This window comes from Microbacterium sp. CH1 (assembly GCF_001595495.1).
Lineage (GTDB): Bacteria > Actinomycetota > Actinomycetes > Actinomycetales > Microbacteriaceae > Microbacterium.
Genome location: NZ_LOSO01000024.1, coordinates 303,183 through 321,250, shown reverse-complemented (window position 1 = coordinate 321,250; position 18,068 = coordinate 303,183). Strand labels below are relative to the sequence as shown.

General features: G+C 70.6%; 18 protein-coding genes. 7 read left to right on the top strand and 11 right to left on the bottom strand.

Annotation, left to right across the window (positions count from 1 at the left end):
* Positions 1-51: 51 nt before the first annotated feature.
* From AUV07_RS16895 to AUV07_RS16880, 4 genes are read right to left on the bottom strand one after another with little or no spacing between them, the layout of a single operon-like run.
* The gene (locus AUV07_RS16895) at positions 52-1,743 is read right to left on the bottom strand and encodes a glycoside hydrolase family 13 protein (protein ID WP_062637908.1); all 1,692 of its coding nucleotides are present in this window, start codon (positions 1,741-1,743) and stop codon (positions 52-54) included.
* 38 nt (positions 1,744-1,781) lie between these two features.
* Entirely contained in the window at positions 1,782-2,660 is an 879-nt protein-coding gene (locus tag AUV07_RS16890; RefSeq protein ID WP_025102739.1) for a carbohydrate ABC transporter permease, read from the bottom strand.
* A complete protein-coding gene (locus tag AUV07_RS16885) occupies positions 2,660-3,574 on the bottom strand; it encodes a carbohydrate ABC transporter permease (RefSeq protein WP_062637906.1) in 915 nt (304 codons plus the stop codon). Before AUV07_RS16885 ends, AUV07_RS16890 begins: the two co-directional genes overlap by 1 nt.
* Positions 3,571-4,896, bottom strand: coding sequence for an ABC transporter substrate-binding protein (locus tag AUV07_RS16880; protein ID WP_062637904.1), 1,326 nt, complete (start codon positions 4,894-4,896; stop codon positions 3,571-3,573). The genes AUV07_RS16885 and AUV07_RS16880 overlap by 4 nt, the downstream gene beginning before the upstream one ends.
* 96 nt (positions 4,897-4,992) lie before the next feature.
* On the opposite strand from AUV07_RS16880, the gene AUV07_RS16875 reads away from it, so the two are divergent.
* Positions 4,993-6,207, top strand: coding sequence for an ROK family protein (locus AUV07_RS16875; RefSeq protein ID WP_062637902.1), 1,215 nt, complete (start codon positions 4,993-4,995; stop codon positions 6,205-6,207).
* Positions 6,208-6,436: 229 nt separating this feature from the next.
* Here the strand turns inward: AUV07_RS16875 and AUV07_RS16870 are convergent, their stop codons facing one another.
* Positions 6,437-7,585: a TDT family transporter gene (locus AUV07_RS16870; RefSeq protein ID WP_062638044.1), complete on the bottom strand. Its 1,149-nt coding sequence runs from the start codon at positions 7,583-7,585 to the stop codon at positions 6,437-6,439.
* Between the two features lie 72 nt (positions 7,586-7,657).
* Between AUV07_RS16870 and AUV07_RS16865 the strand changes: the two genes are divergently transcribed.
* Entirely contained in the window at positions 7,658-8,548 is an 891-nt protein-coding gene (locus AUV07_RS16865) for a LysR family transcriptional regulator (RefSeq protein WP_062637900.1), read from the top strand.
* A gap of 80 nt (positions 8,549-8,628) precedes the next feature.
* Here the strand turns inward: AUV07_RS16865 and AUV07_RS16860 are convergent, their stop codons facing one another.
* From AUV07_RS16860 to AUV07_RS16845, 4 genes are all read right to left on the bottom strand, one after another.
* A complete protein-coding gene (locus AUV07_RS16860; protein WP_062637898.1) occupies positions 8,629-9,993 on the bottom strand; it encodes a dihydrolipoamide acetyltransferase family protein in 1,365 nt (454 codons plus the stop codon).
* 28 nt (positions 9,994-10,021) lie between these two features.
* Positions 10,022-10,987, bottom strand: coding sequence for an alpha-ketoacid dehydrogenase subunit beta (locus tag AUV07_RS16855; protein WP_062638040.1), 966 nt, complete (start codon positions 10,985-10,987; stop codon positions 10,022-10,024).
* Positions 10,988-10,998: 11 nt separating this feature from the next.
* A complete protein-coding gene (locus AUV07_RS16850) occupies positions 10,999-12,126 on the bottom strand; it encodes a thiamine pyrophosphate-dependent dehydrogenase E1 component subunit alpha (protein ID WP_062638042.1) in 1,128 nt (375 codons plus the stop codon).
* A 105-nt stretch (positions 12,127-12,231) separates the two neighbouring features.
* Positions 12,232-13,299: a histidinol-phosphate transaminase gene (locus AUV07_RS16845; RefSeq protein WP_062637896.1), complete on the bottom strand. Its 1,068-nt coding sequence runs from the start codon at positions 13,297-13,299 to the stop codon at positions 12,232-12,234.
* Positions 13,300-13,366: 67 nt separating this feature from the next.
* Between AUV07_RS16845 and AUV07_RS16840 the strand changes: the two genes are divergently transcribed.
* Genes AUV07_RS16840 through AUV07_RS16830 form a run of 3 tightly spaced genes read left to right on the top strand, consistent with a single transcriptional unit; the run spans position 13,367 to position 14,399 of the window.
* Positions 13,367-13,573, top strand: coding sequence for a ribbon-helix-helix protein, CopG family (locus AUV07_RS16840; RefSeq protein ID WP_029989149.1), 207 nt, complete (start codon positions 13,367-13,369; stop codon positions 13,571-13,573).
* Between the two features lie 3 nt (positions 13,574-13,576).
* Positions 13,577-13,960 carry a type II toxin-antitoxin system death-on-curing family toxin gene (locus AUV07_RS16835; RefSeq protein ID WP_082750084.1) on the top strand — a complete coding sequence of 128 codons (384 nt, stop codon included), beginning with the start codon at positions 13,577-13,579 and terminating at the stop codon, positions 13,958-13,960.
* A gap of 34 nt (positions 13,961-13,994) precedes the next feature.
* Positions 13,995-14,399, top strand: a complete 405-nt coding sequence (locus tag AUV07_RS16830; RefSeq protein ID WP_062637894.1) for a phage holin family protein — start codon at positions 13,995-13,997, stop codon at positions 14,397-14,399.
* Positions 14,400-14,425: 26 nt separating this feature from the next.
* On the opposite strand, the gene AUV07_RS16825 is transcribed toward AUV07_RS16830, so the two are convergent.
* The gene (locus AUV07_RS16825; protein ID WP_062637892.1) at positions 14,426-15,721 is read right to left on the bottom strand and encodes a hypothetical protein; all 1,296 of its coding nucleotides are present in this window, start codon (positions 15,719-15,721) and stop codon (positions 14,426-14,428) included.
* Positions 15,718-15,972 carry a hypothetical protein gene (locus AUV07_RS16820; RefSeq protein WP_062637890.1) on the bottom strand — a complete coding sequence of 85 codons (255 nt, stop codon included), beginning with the start codon at positions 15,970-15,972 and terminating at the stop codon, positions 15,718-15,720. Before AUV07_RS16820 ends, AUV07_RS16825 begins: the two co-directional genes overlap by 4 nt.
* A gap of 164 nt (positions 15,973-16,136) precedes the next feature.
* Between AUV07_RS16820 and AUV07_RS16815 the strand changes: the two genes are divergently transcribed.
* Positions 16,137-16,676, top strand: a complete 540-nt coding sequence (locus tag AUV07_RS16815; protein ID WP_197462170.1) for a low molecular weight protein-tyrosine-phosphatase — start codon at positions 16,137-16,139, stop codon at positions 16,674-16,676.
* Positions 16,673-18,055: an adenylosuccinate lyase gene (purB, locus tag AUV07_RS16810; protein ID WP_062638036.1), complete on the top strand. Its 1,383-nt coding sequence runs from the start codon at positions 16,673-16,675 to the stop codon at positions 18,053-18,055. The genes AUV07_RS16815 and purB overlap by 4 nt, the downstream gene beginning before the upstream one ends.
* Positions 18,056-18,068: the final 13 nt, after the last annotated feature.

Genomic DNA, 18,068 nt, shown 5'->3' with positions numbered 1-18,068 from the left:
AAACGCTAATGAGAACCGTTATCAAACCGTCCCTCGCCCGCCGGCGCCGCCTCAGTTCGTAAGTGCCCCCGGGGCGACCCACACCGTGGCCTCGCCCGGCAGTGCGGACCCGTCCAACGCGACAGTCGACAGCACGGCGTCGTCGGCCGCAGCGCCCAGATCGAACGGCACGGTGCCGAAGTTCGTCACGACCTCCCACCCGTTCGGGCGGCGGAACCGCAGCACGTCCTCCCGACCCGTGTCGAACCACTCGAGCGTCTCCCCGGTCTGCAGCAGTCGTCGCAGCCGCAGCGCCTCGCGGTACAGGTTGAGGGTCGAGCCGGGGTCGGCGTCCTCCACCTCCACCGCATGCTCCGCGAACCAGGCGGGCTGCGGCAGGTGCGCGCCGGCTGCGCCGAAGCCGTACGAGCTGCCGGACGCCGTCCACGGCAGAGGCACGCGGCAGCCGTCGCGGCCCAGGCCGTCGAAGTCCGCGCCGCGGAAGAACCCGGGGTCCTGACGCTGATCGGGCGCGATCTCCGCGACCTCGTGCAGGCCCAGCTCCTCGCCCTGATAGAGGTAGGCGCTGCCGGGCAGGCCGAGCAGCAGCAGCGTCGCGGCGTGCGCCCGACGCAGGCCGCCCTCGCGGTCGAGGCCCTCCTCCGGGCCGCCGGCGCGCACCCACTCGGTGCCCTGCTTGACCGCGCGGCCGCGCAGCGGCGGCAGGCCGTAGCGGGTGGCGTGCCGCGTCACGTCGTGGTTCGAGAGCACCCAGGTGGTCGACGAGCCCGCAGCCTGCGCCTGGGCGAGGTTGTCGGCGATGATGCGCTGGAAGTCGGCCGCGTCGAAGTCGGCGACGAGCAGGTCGAAGTTGAACGCCTGCCCGAGCCCCTCCGCGGACGCGTACTTCGCGCGGCGCTCCGGGGTCTCCACCCACGCCTCGGCGACCGCGGTGCGCGGCGGGTCGTACTCGTTGAAGACCGCGCGCCACTGGGCGTAGATCTCGTGCACGTCGTCGCGGTCGATCATCGGATGCGTGCCGGAGGTGCGGTCCATCGCGTCGAGCTCCGCGCGGGACGGCAGCGGCTCGGTGAGGTCCTTCGTCAGCATGTGGGCCACGTCGATGCGGAAGCCGTCCACGCCGCGGTCCGACCAGAAGCGGAGCGTCGTGAGGAAGTCCTCGCGCACCTCCGGGTGGTCCCAGTTCAGGTCGGGCTGCTCGACGGCGAAGTTGTGCAGGTACCACTGGCCGTCTGCGACGCGCTCCCAGGCGCTGCCGCCGAACACCGACACCCAGTCGGTGGGCGGCTCCGCGCCGTCGGGGCCGGTGCCCTCACGGAAGATGTAGCGCTCGCGGGCGGCCGAGCCGCGGCCGGCGGCGAGTGCCTCCTGGAACCAGGCGTGCTGGTCGGAGGTGTGGTTGGGGACGATGTCGACGACGACGCGGATGCCCCGCGCGTGCAGCGCCTCCACCATGGCGTCGAAGTCGTCGAGGGTGCCGAGACGCGGGTCGACGTTCCGGTAGTCCGCCACGTCGTAGCCACCGTCGGCGAGTTCCGACGGGTAGAACGGGCTCAGCCACACCGCGTCGATGCCGAGCTCGGCGAGGTAGTCGGCGCGCGACACGATGCCGGGGATGTCACCCAGGCCATCGCCGTCGGCGTCCGCGAAGCTCCGCGGATAGATCTGGTACACGGCGGCCTGACGCCACCAGGTCGCGGTCTTGTCGTCTTCGCGGGTCGCGGTGAGCAGCGAATCGGTCATGAGGAAGAGGCTCTCCTTGTTTCTTGCGGGGGGTCGGGTCAGCCCTTGACGGCACCCTGCGTGACGCCCTCCATCACCCAGCGCTGAGTGAAGAGGTAGGCGACGATCGCGGGAGCCATGGCCATCAGGTACGAGGCGAAGGCGACGTTGTAGTTGTTGCTGAACTGGTTCTGGAAGAGGTTCTGCCGCACCGGGAGCGTCTGCAGCGCCGGATCGGAGATGATCAGCGACGGCATCATGAAGTCGTTCCAGGCGTAGAGGAAGGCGAAGATGCCGACCGTGGCGCTCATCGGCGCGAGGAGCGGGAAGATGAGCCGCCAGAACGTCTGCCAGGTCGTGGCGCCGTCGATCCGCGCGCTCTCCTCCAGCTCGATCGGGATCGACCGCAGGAACGCCGTGAACAGCAGCACGCTGAAGCTGAGCTGGAACATCGTGGCGAGGATGATCACGCCGAACGGGTTGTCGAGGCCGACGCGTCCGGTGAGCTGGATCTGCGGAAGCGCCACGACGGGGAACGGGATGAACATCGCCGCCAGCAGATAGAAGAAGGAGTACCGGAACAGCCGGCGGTCCCAGTTGCGCACGATCGCGTACGACGCGAAGGCCGCGAGGACGATCGTCGCGATGACCGTCCCCGCCGTGACGAGCAGCGAGATCGCGGCGCCCACGGGGAACTTCGTGAGCGTCCACGCCTGGACGAAGCCGTCGAGGCTGAACGGCGCCGGCAGCGAGAACGCGTTGCCGTCGACCGCCTGCCCGGTCGTCTTGAACGCCATCGAGATCGTCACGTACAACGGGATGAGGATGGTCGCCGTGCACAGGATCAGGATGATGGTTCCCGACCAGTTGACGCGCTCCATCTTCTGCCGCTTCCGGCGTCCGTCCGCGGGGATGGTGGTGAGGGTCTCCGTCGACATCAGAACGTGTTCCTTCCGCGGGTCAGCGAGAGCTGGAGGACGGAGATGAGCACGGCCACGATGAAGAAGATCGTGGCGTTGGCCATCTGGTAGGCGTAGTCGCCGCCGTTGAACCCCGCGATGATCGTCATCGCGACGCTGCGGGTGGCGGTGCCCGGGCCGCCGTTGGTGAGGCCGACGATGATGTCGTAGGCGTTGAGGAAGCCCTTGAAGCCGAGGATCACGTTGATGACGACGTATCCGGCGACCAGGGGGATCGTGATGCGGGTCAGCTGCTGCGTGCGGCTGGCGCCATCGATGCTCGCCGCCTCGTACACCTCGCCCGGCACCGACAAGAGTCCGGCGATGTAGATGAGGAGGGTACCGGGGACCGCCTGCCAGGCGGTGACGATGACGATCGCGACCCAGGCGAGATCGGGATTGGCGAGCAGGCTCGTCTCCAGCCACGGGATGCCGGTGGCCGCGCCCGCCGCGGGGATCGAGTTCGAGAACAGGAAGTTGAAGACGTAGGCGATGATGATGCCCGAGATCACCATCGGGATCACGAAGATCGTCCGCAGCCCCGTCTTGAACCGGATGCGGGAGGTGAGGCCGACCGCCAGCAGGAACGCGATGACGTTGACGACAATCACGGTCGCGATCGAGAACCCGAAGGTGAAGAGGTAGCTCTGCAGGATCGCCGGGTCGCTGAACAGCGCGATGTAGTTCGTCAGCCCGTTGAAGCTCCACTCGCCGATGCCGATGGAGTCGGTGAAGCTGAAGAAGATGCCGATGACGCCGGGGACGGTGATCGCGAGCGTGAAGATCACGAGGGTCGGCAGGAGGAACAGGTAGTAGATCGGCTCGACGCGGCGGGCCTGGCGGCGGATCTTTCGCTGCTTTCCGGTGACGATAGCGGTCGTGGTCGTGCTCATGGCGCGGACTCCTCTGTCTCGCCCGATGCGGAGTCCTCGGAGCTCGGGATCGGGGCGCGGAAGGCGATGCGGGCCCAGTCCGCGTCCATGGTCCGGAGGATGGACGACGGGGCGGCGCCGAGGACCATGGCCTGCGCGTAGTTGAAGATCGGGAGGGTCTTCGGGACGAGCACCGAGGGGCCCTGATAGATCCGCCCCTCGTCGTAGTACTCGATCATGCCCTCGATGCGCGGGTCGTCCGGCGGCGCCGCGTCGGTCGTCGGGGTGAAGCCGAGCTGCGAGGCGTTGTACTCCTCGATGTTCTCGGGGAGGTAGAGGTACTCCAGGAAGTCGCGCGCGGCCTCCTGGTGCCGGGACTCCTCAGGGATCATGACTGCGAGGTCCATGTTCACACGGACCGCGAGGTCGTCCGGGTCGTCGGTCATGGGCAGCGGGAAGGTGCCGAGATCGAGGTCGGGGTCGGTCTTGGCGATCTCGCTGAACGCCCACGGCCCCTGCAGGTACATCGCGGCCTCGCCCTTCGCGAAGGCGAGGTTCCCGTCTCCGTACGCCCGGCTCGCGGCGTCCTCGTTCGTGTACTCGTTCGCGAGCACCATCATCCTGTCCATCGGCTCCGCGAAGTCCTTCTCGAAGGAGACCTCCGAGTCCGGGCCGACATCGGTGCCCTCGGCGGCGAGCGCGTCGAAGAACGCCAGCACGTCGAGCGAGCCGCCGACGGCGTAGTCGTACCACCCCTGTCCGACCGTCCAGTCGTCCTTGAAGGTGGCGTAGAACGGATCGATCCCGGCCTCGCGGAGACGGTCGCTGACGGCGAGGAGCTCGTCCCAGGTCTGCGGTACCTCCAGGCCCTGCTCCGCGAAGATCTGCTTGTTGTAGATGACCGAGGCGGCCATGACCGAGTACGGCAGGGCACTGGTGCGGCCCTCGCAGGAGCCGTACTGGTCCATGAGCGGCTGCAGGTCCTCGCGGATGCCGGCGGCCGCCTCGGTGTCGGAGAGGTCGGTGAGCGCGCAGCGCTGCACGAACCGGGCGACCTCGTAGTTGTAGTTGGCGAGCATGATGTCGGGCGGGTTGCCCCGGACGAAGCTCGCGGAGACGACATCGACGCCGGACGTGTCGATCTCCACCCGCACGTCGTCCTGCGACGCGTTGTACTCCGCGACGAGTTCCGTCATGAACGGGATGGCCTCGCGCTTGCTGAACGTGAAGCGGATGGTCTCCGCTCCCCCGCCGGCGGCGCAGCTCGTGAGCGCCGCACCGGTCAGAGCGAGGCCGAGCGCTCCGGCGGTCCAGCGCACCGCCCGTGGTCGTGTGGCAGACACCGTCGTCCTTTCGTAGATCCGCGGAGTAAATCTAGTGAGCGAATTTAGTCCGTCTAGAGGTACTGTCTCATCTGGACGACAGAAAGGTCAAGGGGAGTGGCAGAGGTCTCGACAGGACTCGGCACCGGCCGCGCGAGTGTGAGCGCGGTGCTCGACTTCGCCTGGACGGCCGGCGAGTTCACCGCCACCGAGGCGATGGCCGGCACCTCGCTCACCCGCTCCACGGCCATCGACGCCATCGACACGCTCGTCACCGCCGAGGTGCTGCGCGAGCTGCCGAACGCCCGCGCCATCGGCGACTACCGCTCCGGACGCCCGGCGCGCCGCTTCGCCCTCGCGGCGGATCTCGGTGTGGTGATGGGCATCGACGCCGGGGACACCCACCTCGCGGTCACCGTCGCGGATCTGCTCGATCGCACGCTCGTGCATCATCGCGTGGAGGTCGACCCCGCGCAGAGCGTCGACGACCGCCGGGCGACGATCCTGCGGCACCTCGCCGCCGCGCGCGACGAGGCCGGGGTGCCCCCGGAGCGCGTGCTCGCCGTGTGCGCGGGTGTCGCCGCGCCCGTGAACCGCGACGGCATCTCACCCCCGCACCCCGACGGCTTCTGGGAGCGCACGAACCCCGGCCTCGCGGAGGCTCTGCGCGACTGGGCCCCGGTGGTCGAGGTCAAGAACGACGCCCAGCTCGCCGCGATCGCCGAGGGGACGCTCGGGGTCGCCGTCGACTGTCGCGACTACGTGGCCCTGCTCGCCAGCGAGCGCTTCGGCGGCGGCGTGGTCGTGGACGGGCACGTGCTGCACGGTGCCCACGGCGGCGTCGGCGAGGGCGTGGTGTTCGACCACATCGTCGGCGTCGGATCGGCGGTCGGGCTGCGGTACGCGCTGGAAGAGCAGGCCCGGGATGCCGTCGCGGACGGCGAGGCCCCCGCCGACGGAGCCCTCGGCCGGCTCGTGGCGGACGGGCCGGTCGACCCCCGACTGGTGCTGACGCTCGCCGCCTCCGGAGACCCCGACGCCCTCCACGTCGCCGAGCGCGTGGGCGCGACCCTCGCCAGGGTCGTCGGCGTGCTCGGCAGCATGTACGACCCCGCGCGCGTGATCGTCTGCGGGGCCGTGGCGGAGAGCATCGAACCCGTGCTGGCCGCCGCCCGCCGCATCCTCCCCGACGAGCTGCACCTGCCCGCACCCGAGATCCTCGCTTCGACGCTCGGCGCGGAGGTCGTGTCGGCCGGGGCCATCGCGACCGCCCGGAAGGCTGCCAGGGAACGGGCCGTCCCCCGCCTCGCGGAACAGCGTCTCACCGCCTGACCTCCCTCTCCCTTCTCCCTCTCCCTCCTTCCCTCGCGAAAACAGGCGCCCGCGCGAGTTCAGGCTCTCCCACCCCTGACAGCCTGTTCTCGCGCGAACGCCTGTGTCGGCAGCCTGTCGCGGGGACAGGCCCCCGCGCGAACTCAGGCGAACGCGGGAGTTCAGGCTCTCCGCCACTCCAGAGCCTGTTGTCGCGCGAGAGCCTGTGTCGGCGACACGCGCTGGGGGGTCAGTCCGGCTTGACGGACGCGGGCACCAGCAGCCGCCCGCTGAGGACAGAGCCGTGGAATGTGCGACTGGCGACGATCACCCAGGCGAGGACCAGCACCCCGTACGCGGCGACGGCGAGGACGTCGATCAGGACGAGGCCGCTGTGCACGGCGAGCCCGCTGAGCCCCGTGACGCACGTCCCGATCGGGAATGTGAACGACCACCAGGTGAGGCTGAACGGCAGGCCGCGGCGAGCCGTCCGCAGCGTGACGGCCGACGCGATTCCCGCCCAGAGCAGGGCGAACCCGATCATCGCGAAGCCGTACACCTGCGCCCCCACCACCAGCACCCGGGCGGTGAAGGGATCGACGACGGTGTCGGCGTTCGTCGCCAGCAGGGTCGCCGCGGTCACCGACTGCCCGAGCGGGCCGAGCACGATCCACAGCGTCGGCACCAATGCCGCCGGCCCCACCTCATGGTGCATGAGGCGATTCCAGATCAGAGTGATGATGATCATGGACGCCACCAGGCTCACGCCGAAGAGGGCGCCGCACAGCGTGAGGAGCCCTTCTCGGACCGGTCCCGCCGGACAGTACGGGAGGAGGAGGGCGCCCGTCGACGCCGACACCATCGGCGGCACCACCGGCATGAGCCACCCGCCGAAGGCCGCGGCGGGGGCGTTCACGTGTCGGGTGAAGGCGAGGAAGGGCACGAGCACGGCCGTGCAGACGCCCAGCACGGTGCCCAGCACCCAGAGCACGGCATCGAGTGCGACCGCAGCCGTGACGCCGATGAGATCCTTGCCCAGCAGGACCGCGCCGGCTCCGACGGTCAGGAGCGCCATCGGGGGCGCCCCGTAGAAGTGCGCCATCACCGGATGCCGGTGATGCGTGCGCGCCACCGCTCGATACCGCAGCCAGTGCCACCCCGTCGCCGCCGTGATGGCGACGAGGAGGACGGTCGCCGCCAGCCAGACGATCGTCGCGGCGGCGCGAAGACCCGGGGGCTGTATGGGGAGCGACGCGGCCGCCGTGGCGACGATCCCCGTTCCCATGACGGAGGCGTACCAGTTCGGCGTGAGATGCGAGAAGAGGGCGAGGGGCCGGTCGAGGTCGCGGAAGAGCCCGCGGGGACGCAGGACGGCGGGCGCAGAAGTCGACGCTCTCATGACGTCGATCCTCCGCCGCCCGGTTCTCGAGCCGCTACGGCGATCGATGTGGCGGGGGTACAATCGGCGCTTGTGACGCAGCGACGGCTGACCGACCGGCTCCTCGATCTCGACACCCTCGAGGTCCTGCACCATGTCGCCGAGACGGGCTCCCTCACCCGGGCGGCGGCGATGATCGGCGTCACCCAGCAGGCCGTCTCCGCCCGGGTCCGCAGCGCGGAAGCAGCCGTCGGGCATCCCCTCGTGCGGCGCTCGGTCCACGGGTCGTCGCTGACCGACACGGGCAGGATGATCGTCGAGCTCGGCGGGGCGGTCCTCGAGGCATCACGGCGCCTGGAAGCCAGCGTGCAGGCGCTGCGACAGGAGTCGAGCGCGCTGGTGGTGGCCGCGTCGCAGACCATCGCCGAGCTGCTCATGCCGGACTGGCTGCTCCGCCTGCAGGCCGTGGAGCCCCCGACGGCCGTCCGGCTCATCGCGGGGAGCTCCTCCCGCGTGTCGGAGCTCGTCCGCGGCGGCGATGCGCACCTCGGGTTCGTGGAAGGGCCGACGGTCGATCCCGGGCTGTCCTCGGTGGTCGTCGCGGAGGACGAACTGGTCGTGGTGGTCGCCCCCGATCACCCCTGGGCCGGGACCACGATCGAGGCGCAGGAGCTGGCCGAGACCGCGCTGCTGGTCCGCGAGCCGGGGTCGGGCACGCGGGCCACCCTCGAACAGTGGCTCTCCGATCGGGGGCTCGGGCTGGCGGCCCCCGCTGCCGTCCTCGAGACGACGGGGATCATCCACGCGAACGCTCGGGCCGGTCTCGCGCCCGCGGTGATGAGCGTCCGATCCGTGCAGGTGGACGTCGCGAGCGGGGCGCTCGTCCGTGTCCCCGTGTCCGGCCCGCCGCTGACCCGCGCGTTCCGCGCCGTCTGGCGAGACCTGCCACCCGCCGGAGCGACCCTCGTGTCGCTCGCCCGCTGACGCAGGCGGTCGCGCGGGAGCAGGCACTCTCCCTCAGGAGCGCCTGTTCCCGCGCGGATGCCTGTTGCGGCGCAGGGGCCTCAGTCCACCAGGAGCGCGGGCTCCTCGAGGATGGAGGCGACGTCGGCGATGAAGCGGCTCATGCCGTCGCCATCGATCACGCGGTGGTCGAACGAGCCGGCGACCGTGGTCACCCAGCGCGGGCGCACCTCGCCGTCGACGACCCAGGGCTTCTGGCTGATCGTGCCCATGGCGACGATGCCGGCCTCGCCCGGGTTGATGATCGGCGTGCCCGCGTCCATCCCGAACACGCCGATGTTCGTGATGGTGATGGTGCCGTTCTGCTGGTCGGCCGGCGGGGTCTTCCCCTCGCGCGCCGTGAGCGTGAGCCGGTTCAGGGCGCGGGCGAGGTCCTTCATGCTGAGGTCCTGCGCGTCCTTGATGTTCGGCACGAGCAGACCCCGGGGCGTGGCGGCGGCGATGCCGAGGTTCACGTAGTGACGCACGGCGATCTCGGCCCCGGCCTCCGTGTCGATCCAGGCCGCGTTGACCATCGGCGTCCGGCGCACCGCCCAGATCACCGCGCGGGCCATGATGAGCAGCGGCGAGACCTTGATGTCGGCGTAGTCGGGCGAGGCCTTGAGGCGCTTGACGAGGTCCATCGTGCGGGTGGCGTCGATCTCCTTCCACACCGTCACGTGCGGGGCGGAGTACGCGCTCTGCACCATCGCCGACGACGTCGCCTTGCGCACGCCCTTGACGGGGATGGACTCGGTGCGGTCGTCGCCGGCCGCCGACGGGCGCACCGGCGCGAGGCCGCGCGCCAGGCCGGACGGGGCCTGCGGTGCCGGGACGGTCTCCTCGCGCACGCTCCCCCACTCCGGGGTCTCGATGTTGCGGAAGACGCTGGCCTGGGAGGCGTGCTTCATCACGTCGTCGCGGGTGACCTCGCCGTCGGCACCCGTGGGCGTCACGCTCGTGAGGTCGACGCCGAGGTCGCGGGCGAGCTTGCGGATCGGCGGCTTCGCGATCACGCCGACGGACGACCGGACGGGGCGCTCGGCCGGGCGCTTGCGCCGCGAGGTCGCGCCGCTGCCGGAACCGTAGCCGACGAGCACCGACCCGCCGCCCTCCTCAGGTGCGGGCGCCTCCGCCGTGGCGACGGTGCCGGGTGCGACCGAACCGGTCCCCGAGCCGGCCGCGGGGTCGGTCAGGAAGGTGATGATCGGGGTGCCGACCTCGACCGTCGCCCCCTCGTCGACGAGCAGCTCGCCGACCACGCCCGCGTGCGGGGAAGGCAGCTCGACCAGGGACTTGGCGGTCTCGATCTCGCAGATGACGTCGTTGATGGCCACCCGGTCGCCCGGGGCCACCTTCCACGCGACGATCTCGGCCTCGGTCAGCCCTTCGCCGACGTCCGGGAGGGGGAAGTTCTGCGTGCTCATGACGGGTCCTTTCGGCGGATGCCGGGTGTCAGTAGGCCAGGGAGCGGTCGACGGCTTCGAGGATGCGGTCGGCATCCGGCAGGTAGGCGCCTTCGAGCTTCGCGGGCGGGAACGGGGTGTCGTACCCGGAGACGCGCAGCACCGGCGCCTCGAGGGCGTAGAACGCGCGCTCCATCACGGTCGCGGCGATCTCGCTGCCGAGGCTCGTGAAGCCCGGAGCCTCCTGCGCGTAGACCATGCGTCCGGTCTTGCGCACCGACCCGAGGATCGGCTCGTAGTCCACCGGCGACAGCGAGCGCACGTCGACGACCTCGCAGCTCGTGCCCTCGGCCTCGGCGAGCGCGGCGGCCTGCAGCAGCGTCGTGACCATGGCGCCGTGTCCGACGAGCGTCACGTCGGTCCCGGTCCGCACCACCCGCGAGGAGTGCAGCGGGACGGCGGGGGCGTCGAGCTCGACCTCGCCCTTCGGCCAGTACCGGCTCTTCGGCTCCAGGAAGATCACCGGATCGTCCGACGCGATGGCCTCCTGGATCATCCAGTAGGCATCGTTCGCGGTGGACGGCGACACCACGCGCAGACCGGGGGTGTGCGTGAAGTACGCCTCCGGGCTCTCCTGGTGGTGCTCGACCGCGCCGATGTGCCCGCCGTACGGGATGCGGATCACGACGGGCAGCCGCAGCGACCCCTCGTGCCGGTTGGTGAGCTTGGCGAGCTGGGTGGTGATCTGGTCGAACGCGGGGAAGACGAAGCCGTCGAACTGGATTTCGACGACGGGACGGAACCCCGCCATCGCGAGGCCGATCGCGGTTCCCACCAGGGCCGACTCCGCGAGCGGGGTGTCCAGCACGCGCTGCTCCCCGAAGTCGCGCTGCAGGTGCTCGGTGATGCGGAACACACCGCCGAGCTTGCCGATGTCCTCGCCCATGAGGATGACCTTGGGGTCGTCCTCCATCGCCTTGCGCATTCCGGCGTTCAGCGCCTTGCCCAGCGGCATGGTCTCCCGGGTCACTGGCCCTCTCCTTCGAACGACGCCTCGTAGCGGGCGCGCCACGCTTTCTGCTCCTCGATCAGCGGATGCGGCTCGCTGTACACGTGGTCGAACATGAGGTCGGCGCGGGGCGGGCCGAGCTGCACGGTGCGGGCGCGGAGGTCTTCCGCGGCATCGGCGGCCTCGGCGTCGACCTCGGCGAAGAAGCCCTTCTCGGCGCCGCGGTTCTCCAGGAAGGCGCGCATGCGGACGATCGGGTCACGCCCGGCCCACGCGAGCTCCTCGTCGTCGCCGCGGTACTTCGTGGGATCGTCGCTGGTCGTGTGCGCGCCGAGCCGGTAGGTCACGGCCTCGATGGCACGGGGTCCGCCGCCGGCGCGCGCCTCGTCGAGGGCCACGCGGGACACCGCGTAGCTGGCGAGCACGTCGTTGCCGTCCACGCGGACGCTCGGGATGCCGTACCCGGCGCTGCGCTGCACGAGCGGCACCCGGGACTGCGTGGTGACGGGGACCGAGATGGCCCAGTGGTTGTTCTGCAGGAAGAAGAGCGTCGGGGCGTGGTAGCTGGCCGCGAACACCATGGCCTCGTGCACGTCGCCCTGGCTGGAGGCGCCGTCGCCGTAATAGACGACGACCGCCTCGTCGCGCTCGGGGTCGCCGGTGCCGGTGCGGCCGTCGAACGTGAGGCCCATCGCATAGCCGGCGGCGTGCAGCACCTGGGAGCCGAGGACGAGCGTGTAGAGCCGGGTGTTGCCGTTCTTCGGGTCGGTCGGGTCCCAGCCGCCGTGGGAGACGCCGCGCATGAGCTTGATGATGTCCACCGGGTCCACGCCGCGGATCCGGGTGACCGCGTGCTCGCGGTACGAGGGGAAGATCGTGTCCTGCGCGCGGGCGGCCCGACCGGAGCCGACCTGCGCCGCCTCCTGTCCGCGGCTCGGCGGCCACAGGGCGAGCTGGCCCTGGCGCTGAAGGTTGGTGGCCTGGGTATCGATCGCGCGGATGCCCACCATGTCGCGGTAGAACTGCGCGAGCTCGTCGTCGGGGATGGCCTCGATGAGCGGCAGATACTGCTCCGCGGCCGGCGTCGGGGCGACCTTTCCGGTCTCGTCCAGAACGCGCACGAGGGGGGTCTCAGAGGTGCTCACGGCCCCCACGCTACCCGCGTCGGCATGCCGGGCCACGCATACCTAGGACGCCCTCGTATCTCCCCGGAACCCCGAGATTCCGCGGCTCGCAGGGCGGTGCCGCGGTCAGCGGAGGGTCGCCGCGACCTCGAGCACGCGGGCGACGGCCGCCTCCTCGCCGACGGAGATCCGGATGCCGTCACCGGAGAACGGACGCACGATCAGGTCGGCGTCGACGAACGCCGCCGCGACCTCGTCGGTGCGCGTGCCGGTCGGCAGCCAGACGAAGTTGCCCTGGGCGTCCGGCACCTCCCAGCCCTGCGCGCGGAGCCCCTCGACGAGACGGGTGCGGCGTTCGACGATCACGGCGACGCGCTCCAGGAGCTCGGCTTCGGCGTCGAGGCTCGCGATGGCGGCGTTCTCGGCCGCGGACGTGACCGAGAGCGGGATGCCGGTCGTCCGTGCCGCGTCGAGCACCTTCTCGTGGCCGATCGCGTAGCCGACCCGGAGCCCGGCCAGACCGTAGGCCTTGGAGAACGTGCGGAGGACGACCACGTTCGGGTGCGCCTCGAAGACGCGCTCGGCCAGGCCGTCGACGGCATCGGGGGCGGTGACGAACTCGGCGTAGGCCTCGTCGAGGATGATGAGCACGTCGGACGGCACGCGGTCCACGAACGCCGCGAACTCGGCAGAGGTGACGATGGGTCCGGTCGGGTTGTTCGGCGTGCAGACGATGATCGCGCGTGTGCGGTCGGTCACGGCGTCGGCCATCGCGTCGAGGTCGTGGCGGGAGTCGGCCGTCAGCGGCACCTGCACCCCGGTCGCGCCCGCGACCAGCGGCAGGCTCGGGTACGCCTCGAACGACCGCCAGGCGTAGACGACCTCGTCGCCGACCGACGCGGTGGCGAGGACGAGCTGATGCAGGATCGCGACACTGCCGGAGGCGACATGGACCTGCTCGGGCTCGACCCCGTAGCGGGCCCCGAGCCGCGCACGCAGGCGGCCGGCTGTGGCATCGGGATACCGGTTCATCGGCGTCGTGTGCTGCAGCGCGTCGAGGACCGAGGGCAGCGGGTCGAACGGGTTCTCGTTGCTGGAGAGCTTGAAGGCCTCGGGACCGGCCTGCTTGCCCTGGCGATACGGCGCGAGGGAGGCGATGGCGGGACGGATGCGGGGCAGGGTCGGCTCGGTCACGCGTCGAGTCTAGGACGTGCTGCCCGCCACCCTTTCGAGGCGGAGGGCGCGGTGATACCATTCTGGTATGGCTATGACGGTGCGACTCCCTGAGGAACTCGATGCGCGGCTCGAAGACATCGCACGAGCCCGGCACGTCTCCAAGCACGCCGTGATCATCGAGGCGGCCACCCGGTTCGCGAACAGCGAGTCCAAGACCGATCGAGTTCTGGCGCTCGCGGACGAGGTGACCGAACGCTACGGCGACGCCATCACGCGCCTCGAAGACGCCTGATCGATGGCCACCGAGTACATCGAGCCCGAGCAGGCCCTCGCGCTGATCGCGAAGCTCGGCCTGCATGTGCGCGACGAGGGGCTGCTCTTCTCCGCTCTGGCGCGACCCGCCGCCGGCATGTTCGGCGTCGATGCGTATCCGACGTTCGCGGAGAAGGCGGCGGCCCTGATGAGCTCCGTCGCCCAGAATCACGCACTGTTCGACGGGAACAAGCGCACAGCGCTCTATCTCACCTTCATCTTCATCCGGCTGAACGGCTACGACATCACCTTCACGAACGACGAAGCCTTCGAGTTCGTCATCGATGTCGCGCAGAGCCGGATGGATCTCGGGGAGATCGCCCAAGTTCTCGCCGCCCACATCCGTCCGGTGGACGACCGCGGCTGACACCGCGGGCCCCGCGTGGGAGACTGAACGCATCATGCGCTTCATCATCCGGGTCGTCGTCAACGCGTTCGCCATCTGGGTCGTCACGCTCATCCCCGTGCTCCAGGTCACGGTGCGCGCCTTCCCGCCGGGCGAGACGCTGCAGCTCGTCCTGACGCTCCTCGCGGTCGGCGCCCTCTTCGCGCTGGTGAACACCATCATCGGCACGATCGTGAAGATCGTCGCCTTCCCGCTGTACATCCTCACGTTCGGCCTCATCGGCTTCCTCATCAACGGCTTCCTGCTCTGGCTGACCGCGTGGATCACCAGCAGCTTCGGGTGGGGCCTGTCGGTCGAGTCGTTCTGGTGGGGCGTGCTCGCCGCGCTGATCGTCTCGATCATCAACGGCATCTTCGGCTTCATCCTGCGTCCGCAGAACAAGCGCTCCCGCCGCGACTGACCCCGTCTGCGGAGGGCGCGTACGGCTCACGGATCGGGGAGCACCCGCTCCGCGCGGTACTCGGTGCGTTCGACGGTGACGGCGCGGTCGAGGTCGGCCCAGTAGGCGTCGAGAGCCACCGCCCGCGGGTCGGCGGAGGCGTCCACCATCGCCGCGGTCTCGATGTAGTTCTCCAGGGAGTGGGTCTCGAGCGCGAGGTCCTGGCGACCGGCATCCGGATCGCCCACCCGGCTCGCGGTGAAGCTGTCGGCGGACCCCGTGCCCTCCCTCGCCCCTCCTGCGGCGAGCGCGGACACCGTGTCGTCGGTGTGCCGGAGCTGCACGAGCGTCTGGTCGGCGGACAGTGTCGGCTCGACCGGGCTCCCGGCGGTGATCTGGGTGGTCACATTGAACGCGCTCTCCATCGACAGGTGCGCCGCGATCATGCCACCCTGCGAGTGGGCGACGACGTCCACCCGATCCCCGGGTCTCGCACCCGCCGCGGCCAGCGCGTCGAGGGTCGCCTGATACGACGCGGACCGGCCCCCGGTGTAGAGCTCGATGTTCGACTTCATGTCCCACGCCTCGACACCCCCGCCCTCCCGAAGGGACATCGAGCGGCTGCCCGAGACGTAGGCGACGTAGCGCGGGGACTCACCCGGAACCGTGTACTTCTCGATCGCCACCTGCGCCCCGGAAGCGGAGGGCAGGCGCCCGAAGGCGCTGGCCAGTCCGTTCGGAGCCCCGGCCGGGCGGGAACGCGAGGTGACCGATACCCGCACCGGATCCGCCGTCGCGCCGAGTGCCATCCCCGGTCGCACCCGCCCCAGCCCCGACGTCATGCCGACGACAGCGCCGCCCAGGAACACCGGCGGAAGCAGTCCCCTGGCGTCGAACTGGTCGCCCAAGCCACGGAAGCGTCGGTCGTCCGCCATCCGCTCCCGCGCATCGGCCAGCGCGGCCAGACGCTCGTCACCGGCGAGGAGCAGCCGCAGGCGCCCCTCCACCGCAGCGGCCGCAGCCGTATCCGTCCGTGCCAGCGCCTCCGCCTGCGCCCGCAGCTCGACGACCTCGTAGACCTCGGCCATGAGGTCGAGATCGGCGGCCGTCTCCTGGACACGCGCCGCGAGCGCCTCCAGCGCCGTCACTGCGGACCGCAGGGACCATGCCGCCGAGGCCAGCGGGGTCCACGCGGCGGAGCCGAGCAGCGCCTCGACACGCCCCACCGCGTCCTGCACCTCCGCGCACACCGGCTCGGCGGCCCGCACGCGCACCGCGACCTCGCGGAGCTGCGCCGTGTCCACCGCGATCGCGCCGCCGTGGTCGATGTCGAGCCCGCTCATGCACCCTCGACCTCCCCTCGGCACGCCTGCAGCGTCCGGCGCACCGTCGCCGTGTCGTCCGACAGCCGCCAGAGCGCCCACCGCAGCGCCTCGACGCCGTCGGACTCCCAGGCACACGCGTCACGCAGCGCCGTCAGCGTGGAAGCGAGATCGTCGAGCCCCGCGATGGCGGCGTCCAGCTCGGACAGCACTCGGACCCGCAGCGCAGGATCGACACCGGGAGAGAGAGCGGTGAGGGCGAAGGACGACATGCCCCCAGCCTTCCGCCGGACCGCGTCCGTTGCGGCCAGGGCCCCGTCGGACGGCCACGACCAGTGGAGAGCCGGTTCTCCCCCAGGACCGTGCAGGAGGGTCGAGCCGCCCCGCGATCCGGTGCCCGCTGTGCAGGAACGGCATCGACCGGCAGAATGGATCCGTGACAGCCCGAGATCCCTTCCGCGTGATCTTCGTCTGCACCGGCAACATCTGCCGATCCCCCATGGCGGAGGTCGTGTTCCGGGACCTCGCGGAGCGGCAGGGGCTCGGCTCCCAGATCGTCTCGCGCAGCGCGGGCACCGGGGACTGGCACCTCGGAGAGCGCGCCGACCACCGCACCATCGACGCCCTCGCCCGCCGTGGCTATGACGGCTCGCTGCACCGCGCCCGCCAGTTCACCGCCGCCTCCTTCGCCGAGAACGACCTCGTGGTGGCCCTGGACCGCACGCACGAGCGCATCCTCCGCGAATGGGCCGCGGACGAGGACGAGGACGGCAAGGTGACCCTCCTCCTCGCTTTCGATCCCGACGCGTCGACGCACGACGTCCCCGACCCGTACTACGCAGGCCCGGAGATGTTCGATTCGGTGCTCGGTATGATCGAGACGGCGACTCGCGGCTTGTTCCGCCAGCTCGAACCCGCCCTGCGCCTGCCCCGCACGCCCCGAACCTTCGGGGCCTCATCAGGAGGACTCCCCTGACTTTCCAGCCTTCACTCCCGCCGCAGCCCCTCAGCCCCCTCGACGGCCGCTATCGCGGTGCCGTCACCGGGCTCGCCGACTTCCTCTCCGAGGCCGGACTCAACCGCGCCAGGGTCGAGGTGGAGGTGGAATGGCTGATCGCCCTCACCGACCGTTCGCTGTTCGAGACGACCCCGCTGTCGGACGACGACAAGGAGCGCCTGCGCGCCCTGTACCGCGACTTCGGGCAGGCCGAGATCGACTGGCTCGCCGAGAAGGAGGCCGTCACGCAGCACGATGTGAAGGCCATCGAGTACCTCGTCCGCGACCGGCTCTCCACGCTCGGCCTCGACCGCATCGCCGAGCTGACGCACTTCGCCTGCACGAGCGAGGACATCAACTCCGCGTCCTACGCCCTCACCGTCAAGCGCGCGGTCGAGGAGGTCTGGCTCCCGGCCCTCGACACCGTGATCGCGAAGCTGCGCGAGCTCGCGGTCGAGCACGCCGACGCCGCCATGCTGTCCCGCACGCATGGCCAGCCCGCCACGCCCTCGACGATGGGCAAGGAGCTCGCGGTCTTCGCCTGGCGTCTCGAGCGCGTGCGCAGCCAGATCGCCGGCTCCGAGTACCTCGCGAAGTTCTCCGGGGCGACCGGCACCTGGTCCGCCCACCTCGCAGCCGACCCGAACGCCGACTGGCCGACCATCGCCCGCGAGTACATCGAGGGACTGGGTTTGGGCTTCAACCCGCTCACGACGCAGATCGAGTCGCACGACTGGCAGGTCGAGCTCTACGACCGCGTGCGTCACGCCGGCGGGATCCTGCACAACCTCGCGACGGACATCTGGACCTACATCTCGCTCGGCTACTTCGCGCAGATCCCGGTCGCCGGCGCCACCGGCTCGTCGACCATGCCGCACAAGATCAACCCGATCCGCTTCGAGAACGCCGAGGCCAACCTCGAGATCTCGGGCGCCCTGCTCGCGTCGCTGGGCCAGACGCTCGTCACGAGCCGGCTGCAGCGCGACCTCACCGACTCCACGACGCAGCGCAACATCGGCGTCGCGTTCGGGCACTCGCTGCTCGCTCTCGACAACCTGCGCCGCGGCCTGAACGCGATCTCGCTCTCGCGCGACGTGCTGCTCGCCGACCTCGACGTGAACTGGGAGGTGCTGGCCGAAGCGATCCAGACGGTGATCCGCGCCGAGGTCGTCGCCGGCCGGTCGAGCATCCAGGACCCGTATGCGCTGCTCAAGGAGCTCACCCGCGGACACCGCGTCGGCGCCGCCGACCTCGCGTCGTTCGTGGAGGGTCTGGAGATCGGGGACGCGGCCAAGCAGCGGCTCCTCGCGCTGACCCCCGCGACCTACACCGGCATCGCGGAGCGCCTCGCCCGCTGACACTCCCGCGTCG